This is a genomic window from Candidatus Phytoplasma fabacearum, assembly GCF_030586805.1.
Taxonomy (GTDB): domain Bacteria; phylum Bacillota_I; class Bacilli_A; order Acholeplasmatales; family Acholeplasmataceae; genus Phytoplasma; species Phytoplasma fabacearum.
Window position 1 is genome coordinate 13035 of the sequence record NZ_JAOSIM010000001.1, and the last position, 11433, is coordinate 24467.

Genomic DNA, 11433 nt, shown 5'->3' on the forward strand with positions numbered 1-11433 from the left:
TTTTTGTTTTATATATGGAACTTTAGGGTAATTAATTAAAATAATTAATAAATTAAGTTGAGATCGATAATGAAGTTTTATTCAAAATTTATAAATTTTATTAAAAATAAAAATATTAAAAATTTTCCATTAATAGAAGTTATTGTTAATGATAAACAAACGAAAAGTTGGGATTGTTTTTTCCAAATAGAAGAATATCCTGAAGAAATTACACATTTTAATATTTTTGAGAAAGAATTTAAAGATTTTTTTTTAAAACAATTAAGTGAAGATTTAGAAAATTTTGTAGAATTGCAACCTATAATTAATGTGCATTTTCGTATTCTAGATTGGAATCTGTTAAAGGATGATTATATTTGGAAAAAACATTATCAATATATGTTAGATAAAATTGTTACAAACTTGGGCATAGATATAGATAAAAAATTAATATTTTTTTTTCAAAATACTCCTATTTTGGATCTAAATACCAAAAAGTGTTTATTTAAAATAGAGAATAAAATAGAAGAAATGTTTGACATTTCAGAATTAAAATTAAAAATGAATCAATTAAAAGACTTATTTATGAAATTTTATAATTTTAATTTTGATTTTGATTTTGAATTTTTACAGTTTGATAAAGATGTTATTGCCGAAAAAACAGTTCATCAATATAAAGATTTTTCCAATAACTTATCAAAAAATAATAAAAATATTCCTTTATTTAATTTTCAAGACATTCCCATTTTTTATGATGAAATGTTTTTATTTTATAAAAAATTTCCGCAAATCATCCTTCAAGGTTATATTCAATTTGTAATCGATAATGATAAGTATGGAACATTTTGGATTAGTTTTTATTTGGTAGATCCTATTAGTTGTCAAGATTCTATTTTAGTTAAAAAATTTTTATCTAAAGATATAAAAACGGCTAAAAGAGAGCGTGATAATTTGCTTAATGTTTTGCGTGAGGGAATTTTAATATCAGCTGTTATTGAAATTAAACCATCTAAACCGATCAAAGATAAAGTAAAAAGTTTTTATTTTAATTTAAAAGATTATAAGATTTTAGATAAATCATCTATTTTTTTGAAAAAAACAGATGATTATATTGGCGAAAAGCGAATTGAATTTCATACACATACTAAAATGTCCAATTTGGATGCTATTACTAGTGCTAAAGATTATATAGAATTAGCAGAAAAATGGGGTCATGAAGCTATTGCTTTTACAGATCATGATGGTTTATATGCTTTTCCAGAAATTTATAAATATATTTACAATAAAAATATTAAAGTTATTTTAGGAGTTGAATTAGATTTCATCGAAGAAAAACCAATTTTTATTACTAATCAAGAAATTAATTTAAATAAATTTTCGGATTTTGTTTTGAAAAATCATAATTATGTGGTTTTAGATATTGAAACTACTGGTTTTTCTAAAACTAGGGACCGTATTATTTCTATAGCTGCCGTTAAAATTAAAAATGGTAAAATTATAGAATGTTTTGATGAATTAATTAATCCGGGTAAAGATATAAAGATCAGTAATTTTATTCAGAGATTGACTAATATTTCTGAAGAAATTTTATTAAACAAACCTCATATTAAAGAAATTTTGCTAAAATTTTTAGATTTTATTAGAGATTGTCCTAATTGTGTTTTAGTAGCTCATAATGCCAGTTTTGATATTGAATTTTTACAAGAAATATTTAAAAATATTGGTTTACATTGGCCTTTATTACCAGTTATTGACACTTTAACTTTAGCTCAAAAATATTTCAATAAGATTTTGAAATATTTTTCTTTAGAAAAAATTGTTAAATCTTTTAAAATTAAACTTGATTCAGAAGGTCAATACCATAATGCTTTATTCGATGCTCGCGCTACTGCTCTTATTTTTTTAGAAATGTTAGAGCAATTAGAAGCGCAAAAAATATTTAATTTTTATGATTTACAAGGTTCTTTAGATATTAAATTTGAGAGACCTTATCATGTTAATATTATAGTTAAAAACAAAAAAGGTTATAATAATTTATTTCATTTAATAAGTGATGCTTTAACAAGGGATTTTATAAAAAAACCTCGTTTATTAAAATCTAATTTTGAAAAATACAGAGAAGGTTTATTAATTGGTAGCGGTTGTTTTGATAGTAATGTTTTCAATATTGCTTTATATAAAAATAATTATGATTTAGCTAAAGCTATTTCTTATTATGATTATATCGAAGTTCAACCTCCTCAGGCTTATCGTCATATTATTTATGATTTAAATGGTGATTCGGATTTTGATATAGATAATTCTTATGGATTAAGTATAATAAAAGATACTATTATTAAAATCATTAAAGAAGCTCAAAGACAAAATAAAATTATTATTGCAACAGGAGATGTTCATTATTTATATCCTTACGAAAAAATTTTACGTGAAGTTTATATTAATGCGAAATTAATTGGTGGAGGTTTACATCGTCTTTCGAAATATCCTTCAAAATTTTTACCTGATAATTATTTTTTAACTACTCAAGAAATGTTAGATTCTTTTAATTTTATTTCTGATGAAAAATTGAAAAAAGATTTGGTTATCAATAATACTCATTTATTGAATCAACAAATCGAAAAATTTAAATTTTTTTCTGATCAACTTTTTAATATTCCTGATGATATGTTTGTTAAAAATCTAAAAATTTCTAGCATTAGGTCAGAAATTCTTAATATTGTTAATGAAAAAATTTTGAATTTGTATGGAAAATTATTACATCCTATCATTAAATATAGGATTGAACAAGAATTATCTGTAATTGCGCCTAAAGATAATTTGGAAAATAATAATATTGTAGCGATTTATTATTTATCATATTTATTAGTTAAAAAATCTACTGAAGATGGTTATCCAGTAGGTTCGCGTGGTTCAGTTGGAGCCTCTTTAATAGCTAATATTTTGGGTATTACCGAAATTAATCCACTACCTCCGCATTATCGTTGTGTTGTTTGTAAATATACTATTATGAAAACGAGTATAACCGAAACGCTAACATCTGAATATCAAAATTATTTACAATCCTGGCCTTTTGTTATAGATATACAACAATATCAAAAAAAGTTTAAAACTATATTTTCTGGTTATGATTTGCCAAAAGAGAGTTGTCCTTTTTGTAATCAACCTTTTGTGAAAGATGGTCAGGATATTCCTTTTGAAACTTTTTTAGGCTTTGATGGTAATAAAAAACCAGATATCGATTTAAATTTTTCTGGAGACTATCAAAATCAGATTCATAATTATCTTAGAGAGTTGTTGGGAGAAAATTGTGTTTTTCGGGCTGGAACTATTCAAACAGTTGCTAAACAAAATGCTTATGGTTATATTAAATCTTTTATGGAAGAAAAACAAATTATAATTCGTGATAACGAAAGAGATCGTAGAGTGATTATGATCGAAGGAGTTAAACGTTCTACAGGTCAACATCCTGGCGGAATTGTTATTATTCCTAGTGGATTATCTATATATGATGTTACTCCTATACAGTTTCCGGCTAATGATGTTTCTTCGGAATGGAAAACCACTCATTTTGATTATCACGCTTTAGAAAAAAATTTATTTAAGTTAGATATTTTGGGACATGATGACCCTACTTTGATTAAGTTTTTGATGGATGATGTTCTTAAAAATCCTTCTGAATTTCCTTTTAGTAGATTTCAAGATATTCCTGTTGATGATAATCTTGTTTATGAAATTTTTGCTAATAAAGAAGAATGCAAAACTTCTCAAGCAATTCCTGAATTTGGTACACCTTTTGTTCGTAATATGTTAAATGAAATTTATCTGAAAGAAAAAAAATTTAATTTTTCTACTTTAGTGAAAGTATCAGGTTTATCTCATGGTACTGGTGTTTGGTCAGGTAATGCTCAAGATCAGTTGAAAAATAATAAAAGTATTTTTGATTTGATTACTTGTCGCGATGATATTTTAAATTATTTAATTTCTAAAGGGTTGAAAAAATTGGTTTCTTTTGAGATTATGGAATTGGTTCGCAAAGGAAAACAAAATAATGATAGACAAAAATGGTCAGATTTATCTAAAATAATGCGCGAGCATAATGTAAATGATTGGTATATTGAATCTTTACAAAAAATTCAGTATCTTTTTCCAAAACCACATGCTGCCGCTTATGTTTTAATGGCTTTACGAATAGCTTGGTTTAAAGTTCACGCTCCTTTACTTTTTTATAAAGGTTATTTTTCTACTAGAGTTTCTCAATTTGATTATGAAAATATGATGTTAACAACTGATAAAATAGCACAGATATTACAAAAATCTAATGAAAAAGATATGAAAGCAGTTCAAAAAGAAAAAATGCATACTTTAAAGATTGCTAAAGAAATGAAAGATAGAGGTTATAATTTTTTGCCTATTGATTTAAATAAATCTGAAGCTAACTTGTTTGTGATGGATTTGTCATCTAATTCTTTAATTATGCCTTTTATTACAATTGATGGTTTAGGCCAAGTAGGGGCTAATAATATTGTTAAAGCGCGTGGCGAAAAATTATTTACACAACAAGATTTTGAAAAACGAGTTAAATTAAATAAAACTATTTTAAAAAAATTTCATGATTTAAATTTAATCCAACAATTGCCTCTAGAATGATATTTTGTAACTTTTAAACTATGAATTAATTGTTTTATATATGTTATAATTTAATTGTATATCTTCTATAATTGATTACTTATAAAAACTAAATTAACGGCAAATTATAAACAGAATTTTAATAGATAAAAAAAGGTGATCTTATGAATAAAAAGATGAAAGTTATAGTGATCGGTTGTACTCATTCAGGCACTGCAGCTGTTAAGACTATTCGAAAAACTTATCCATATGATAATATTGATATTACCGTTTATGAAAGAAATAATAATGTTTCGTTTTTATCTTGCGGTATAGCTTTATATATTGGCGGAGTTGTTCAAGATGAAAAAGGGTTATTTTATTCTAATGCTCAGGAATTATCTACATTGGGTATTAACATGCTTTTAGAACATGAAGTTCTTCGAATTAATTTCGATCAGAAAAAAATTTGGGTTAAAAATTTGCAAACTAATGAAGAATTTTCTGATTATTTTGACAAATTAATTCTATCAACAGGTTCTTGGCCGGTTATTCCGAAAATTAATGGTATTAATTCTAAAAACTTATTTTTATGTAAAAATTTTGATCATGCTAAAGAAATTATCCAATATGCTAAGAAAGTTAATAATATTACTATTGTAGGTGCCGGTTATATTGGTGTTGAATTAGCTGAAGCTTTTTCTTTGCAAAACAAAAAAGTGGTTTTAATTGATGCTGAAGATAGGATTATGTCGAAATATCTAGATATTGAATTTACTACACCGGCTCAACAACAATTTACTAAACATAATGTTCAATTAGCTTTAGGACAAAAAGTCTCTCAGTTTGTTACTCAAGACGAATTAGTTACTCATGTACAAACTGATAAAAATACTTTTTCTACAGAAATGGTTATTTTATGTATTAGTTTTGTTCCTAATTCAAGTATCGCTAATAATTATTTAAAAACATCACCTAATGGCGCTTTTATTGTGAATGATTTTTTACAAACCTCTCATCCTGATGTTTACGCTTGCGGCGATTGTATTAATGTATTATATAATCCTTTAATGGATTATAAATATATTCCTTTAGCTACTAATGCTGTTAAAACAGGTACTGTTGTAGGTTTAAATATTAAGGAAAATAGAATAGCTTTTTCCGGAGTACAAGGTACTAGTGCTATTAAAATATATGAATTAAATATTGCTTCTACAGGAATTACAGAATATGTAGCTTCGCAACTAAAATTAAATTATGATGTTGAAATTATTAAAGATGCTGACAAACCTGAATTTATGCCTGATTATAACGGAGTTATTTTTAAGATTATATTCGAAAAAGACACTAAGAAAATTTTAGGTGGTCAAATTTTATCGAAATCTAATTTGTTAGAACAAATTAACACTTTAAGTTTATGTATTCAAAAAAAGATGACTGTGAACAATTTATTTTCTATTGATTCTTATTTCAATCCTCATTACAACAAACCTTTTAGTTTATTACAATTAGCAACTTTAAGGTGTTTAAAATAATTCAAATTTTTATTTGATGTTATTGTTTTGAAAAACTTTATTTGATTTTTTCTAAATAAAAGAGTTAAAATCATATATTTTTCTTATAATCCTATTTTAAATATAAATTTGCTGAAGAGGTTTTATCTTATGTTTTTCAAATTATTTAATATTATTTTTTTTGTTATGTTTAATATTTTTGTAGCGTTATGCGGAACTCTTCTATATCAAAAAGCTTTAGAAAATGAAATGATTTATAAAATGAAGATTGCTTATAATGCCAAAGAAGTTAATGAAATTTATAATACAGATGATTATCCTCAAGTTCAAAACCCAAATCCAATAAATAAAATCAATAAAAGGGCAAACAAAGATACTGTTATTACTAATTATGATAAATTATTACACTATTGGTTAGAATTTACTAGGTCATCCCTTATTTTTTTGCATAATTTGAATAGTGAATTTTTATCATCTTTATTACCTACAATTAAAAAAAATTAATCAATATTTATTTATTGATTATATTTTTTTTTAAATTAAAATATAAATGGGGATGTTTATTGGTTTCGCCAAAATTAAAAAAGTTTTATTTGTCATAACTTGGTTACGCAAGTAAAAACGTTCGAGGTTTTTAATAAACGGCAATAAAGAAAATAAAATTAGTCAAAAGGACTATAAAAACATTTTTGTCCCTAGTTATGAGGCAAATTTTGGTATGACTCGCGCAACAGCGTAAGAAAATTATATTTATATAATTTTTGATTTTGTTTTATTAAGTAATTTTAAAAATATCTAGGTTATTTATTAATTAGGTATTTTAAAAAATTAATATTATATTATTATTGTTAAATTTTACATTTATAAAAAATTTTTGTTTGTTTTTTATGAAAACAAAATAATTATGTACAACAAATAAAACTAATTAATTTTGTACAGGGGTTCGAATCCCCTCATCTCCACCATTTATATTATTTTTTTTTGTAAATATTTTTTTTATTTTATTGGGAATATTTTTATAAAATTATTAGATTTTAATTTTTATAAAACATAAATTTTTTTTATTGGGACGCCAAAGAGGCCTAAATATCGTGTGATTTGACCAATCACCAGTGCGATAAACACTGTAAGGCTAAGAACGGTTCTTGAATGGAAACTCTCAAGAATTACAGCAGTTCTTAAAAGCAGGTTGCGACGAAGTAGTTAGTCAAGAAGATACCGCCACCAAATGGTTCTAAGGATAAGCCTGTAATGGCCTAAGAAGATAAGAAGATGTGATATTTATTTTAATATATTAAAATAATCTCGCAAACTACTATAAGCGAGCAGTCCAGAGTCTATTAATATATATTTTAAGTATTGAATAGTTTATCAATTAACAAACCTGGAATCTCACCATTAATAAAATGGTTACTTCACCTAAGGAATCAAGGTAGATATTTAGCGTAACTTGGAGAATCCTAAAGGTCAGTTATTAAATTAACTAATAATGAGTTTAAAGTCATTAGGCCCAAGGATAAAGCGACTTCTTAGTAGTCGGAGGAGTAAAACTTGATCTGGAATGATAAAGAGAATCGTCCTCCCTGGAATAAGATTAACGACCTTGATAGGGCGAAAGAAGTCAGTAATTTATTGTTTATTAAATGATATCAAGGAAAACAAAGATTTTTTTTAATCTTGAAAATCATTTAAAATCGTTTAGTATTTAATAAAAAATTAAACTTGGGATAACAATCTTTATTAATAATCTTAAGTATTTAATTATATTATGGTTATAGAATAGAAAGATGTGAACAAAATAAAATATAGATGGTATATTTATAAAATAAAAAAAAATAAGAGATACCACCGCAAATATGTCAACAATACTTTACCAACCAAAACTATTTAGTTAATTTTTTATTCCCAATAATTCATATATATATGGATAAAATCTGATATTTTGTTTGGGATAATTTTACTATCAAAAAACCATTTAATTCTAAAGACTACGGAATAATTATTAATTCCTAATTTTAAAGTTATCTTCAGAGTTGAGGTTTGGAACTTAGAACTAAAAATGTCGCTTATTAGTCACTTCCCAAAAAACTATTTCAGGAAATTCAAAATATATTGAAATTAGAGATATTAAGATCTAAATTATCGTGATATTCTGTTCAAGATTTTTAAAAAACACCTTAAATAAAAAGGTAATATTTTAAAAAAACTATAAAACGATGGTAAAAGAATCAGGAATTTTTTAAGGGCATAAAATACGATGAATAATTATCTAGTTCTCTTCGATCCATATATATTATATATAAATCTTTTTTTATCAAACTTTTCAAATGTTTATTTACAATATATTGATAATAAAATGAGACATCTCGTTAACGAAAGAAAATCATAAAAAAATTAAATTTATAATATGAAAAAATTTACAAAAAAAATTAAAAATGTAATTGTTAAATTAATAGATATTTTAATTTGAATTACAACTTCAGATTATAATATATTCATTATACTAATGACTTTATCATTTAAATCAAAGTAATCTTTTATTTAGCCAAGAAAATAAAAAATTACTCAATGGTTGAAATAAGATCTAGATTATTCATAATAATAAAGGAATAAAAAGTTTTTATTTTATATAATTAAAATAAATTCTACCAAAAGCAATCGAAAAGAAAAACCACCAAAATATTTTATTAATGGGAAATTTTCAATTTGGGTGCCTAAGAACTAGACTAAGGAATATAGAAAAGATAAAGATAACATAATCAAACACGAACAAATTTTAACTTATAAAATAATAACTTAGAAATACTTAGGATTTATGAAACTATTTATAGAGAAATTATTTGCTACTTTGTTTAGCTAATTAATATGGGATAACTTATCTTAATTACTTAGAATAATGCGGTTGTTTACAAAAATAATTTATTTAGTAAACATCATTTGTTAATAGCTAGATTTATAAATAAACTCGGAACCAAAAAAATCTGGGGAAGCAAATGTGTTCAAAAAGAGGCAATACCCAGATGATAATTATTATTTATTTTATTTTTAATTAAGATATTTTATTTTTTATTAATTTAAATATTTTTTATAAAATAAATCTATTTTTTTATAATAAATTTATAAAAAATGAACAAAATCATTTATATCAAGTTTGAAAGTTATCGAATTTTCAATATTTTTATTTATTTTAGATTCGATTAGATCTTTCTGATTATTTTGACCTACAGCTATTAGAATAATAGGTATGTATTTGTTGTCTATATTGAATAATTCGTTTAATTTATCAAAATGGCAACCTCCCATAAAACAAGTATTATAGTTAAAGTTTTGCAAAGTAATAGCAAGATTTCCTGCGATTAAACCGCATTCAAAAAAAATTTCATTTTTTAATTTTTGTTGATTCATATTATGATAATGTTTTTGAATTTGTTTTAAAATAATTTCTTTTTGAGTTAATGTGATATTTTTATTTTTTAATTTATTGTTATAAATATAGGAGGCATCCTGGACTTTATTAATATTTCCGCATAATATTATGATAGCAGAACTATTTTGAGTTTGTTGAATATTACCTATTATGCATTTTTTGAGTTTTTCTTTATGTTCGATTTTGTTAATTATAAAGAAACGCCATGGTTGTAAATCAAAAGATGAAGGAGTATAGCGAATTTCTTGAAAAACTTTTTGCCAAATTTTAGTAGGAATTCGATGATCGGGATCAAAAGATCTAATAGTTTTAATTTTCATGTTATTTATTAATCCTTTATTTAAATTAAATTATTTAACATTTATTTATATTTTATATAATTTTAGACAATGTATTTTAACAAATTTTATAGTTATAATCGATTGTAAAGATTTAAAATAAATTAATATTTATATTTTGAATAAATAAAATAGAATATATAAAATAAGTAAATTAGAAAGGTTTTTGGAATTTTTAAAATATGTCGCATAATTTGTTCGATATTTTGCCATTAAATTTTTTTAATTTATTATCTTCTTCTAATAAAGAAATTTATTTGGATTGTCTTTTGTTATTAGCAGATTTAGCAAATGACGAATTTGATGGATATATTAATAAAAATTTAGCTATTTCTGTATTAGAAAAGTATTTTAGTGATAAAAATAATTTTTTTTCGGATGATGAAATAGATTCGCAAATTTTAACTGATGCCAAACAAAAGGCTTCTAAAATTATTTATTTGTTCAAAAAATATGGATGGATTGGTGAAGAGCGCATCGGTTATAATAACGATTGCTTAAGTTTTTTTGATTATAGTTTAGAAATGATTCATTTTTTTAAAAAAACTGTAAATCAAGTAAAACCTGAATCTATTGGCAATATTTATAGTATTTATTCTTTGTTAAAATCTTTATTAATTGAAAAAAATTATGCTAATTTTTATGAAGCTTTAATTAAAACGCAGAATATTTTGTGGAAATTAAAAATTTTAAAGTCTAATATTTATCGTTTTTATTATAATTTGTTAAATTCTAAAAATTATATAAACACCCAAATTTTGTTGTCTCAATTGTTAATAAATTATAAAAAAAATTTTTTTGATTCTTCTTATTATTGGTTAAAAACATCAGATAATTTTTTTAAATATCGCAGATATATTAATTTATTTTTAAATCAATTAGAAGATTATCATATTTATTTGAAATATTTAAGTGAACAATTATGCGTTATTAATCAAAAAAATTCAGAAGAAAATGTTGAATTAATAAAAGAACAAATTAAACAAATGAAAGTTAATTTAAAAATTGCTGATAGATTAATAGAAATTATTGATATTAAAAATGAGCAATATTTACAAATTATTTGTCAGAGAATTTTATTGTTTGATAATAAAAAAGATAATTTGGTCAATTTATTACTTCGCGGTATTAGATTGATTAATGATTATGTTTTCGAATATAATTATTTATTTAATTTGAGTTATATTCATAATTTAGATCAATTTTCTTTTTATAAACCTCGTCGTCATAAACAAAATTTAGTTATTAGTAAATTAAATTTAATATCGGAAAAATCAAAAAATTTATTAATTAGTAAAAAAAATTATTTATTAAATAAAGATTCTTTTTATACTAAAGATAATATTCTTAAATTTGTTAAAAATTTAAAATTTAATCAAAATTGTTATTTAGCTTCCGATATTAATTTAGAAAAACCTCAAGATTTATCTCGATTGATGTTAATTTTGTTATACTCTTCAAAATTAATTAATTTTTATTCTATTAAATCTTTGTATCGTAGAATTATAGTTAATGATATCTCTTTTTCTAATTTTTTAATAATTAAAAAATAGATATCAATTTAAATTAG

At 23.2% G+C, this 11433-nt stretch carries 5 protein-coding genes; 4 read left to right on the forward strand and 1 reads right to left on the reverse strand.

Features of this window, described 5'->3' with window-relative positions; translation table 11 throughout:
• The first annotated feature begins 69 nt into the window (after nt 1-69).
• From OC705_RS00060 to OC705_RS00070, 3 genes are all read left to right on the forward strand, one after another.
• Entirely contained in the window at nt 70-4626 is a 4557-nt protein-coding gene (locus tag OC705_RS00060) for an exonuclease domain-containing protein (protein ID WP_304513997.1), read from the forward strand.
• A 155-nt stretch (nt 4627-4781) separates the two neighbouring features.
• Nucleotides 4782-6119: an FAD-dependent oxidoreductase gene (locus OC705_RS00065; protein ID WP_304514013.1), complete on the forward strand. Its 1338-nt coding sequence runs from the start codon at nt 4782-4784 to the stop codon at nt 6117-6119.
• 129 nt (nt 6120-6248) lie between these two features.
• Entirely contained in the window at nt 6249-6602 is a 354-nt protein-coding gene (locus OC705_RS00070; RefSeq protein WP_304512394.1) for a hypothetical protein, read from the forward strand.
• Between the two features lie 2613 nt (nt 6603-9215).
• On the opposite strand, the gene OC705_RS00075 is transcribed toward OC705_RS00070, so the two are convergent.
• Nucleotides 9216-9845: a nitroreductase family protein gene (locus tag OC705_RS00075; protein ID WP_304512393.1), complete on the reverse strand. Its 630-nt coding sequence runs from the start codon at nt 9843-9845 to the stop codon at nt 9216-9218.
• 200 nt (nt 9846-10045) lie between these two features.
• Between OC705_RS00075 and OC705_RS00080 the strand changes: the two genes are divergently transcribed.
• Entirely contained in the window at nt 10046-11416 is a 1371-nt protein-coding gene (locus OC705_RS00080; RefSeq protein WP_304512392.1) for a Wadjet anti-phage system protein JetA family protein, read from the forward strand.
• The last annotated feature ends 17 nt before the right edge of the window (nt 11417-11433 follow it).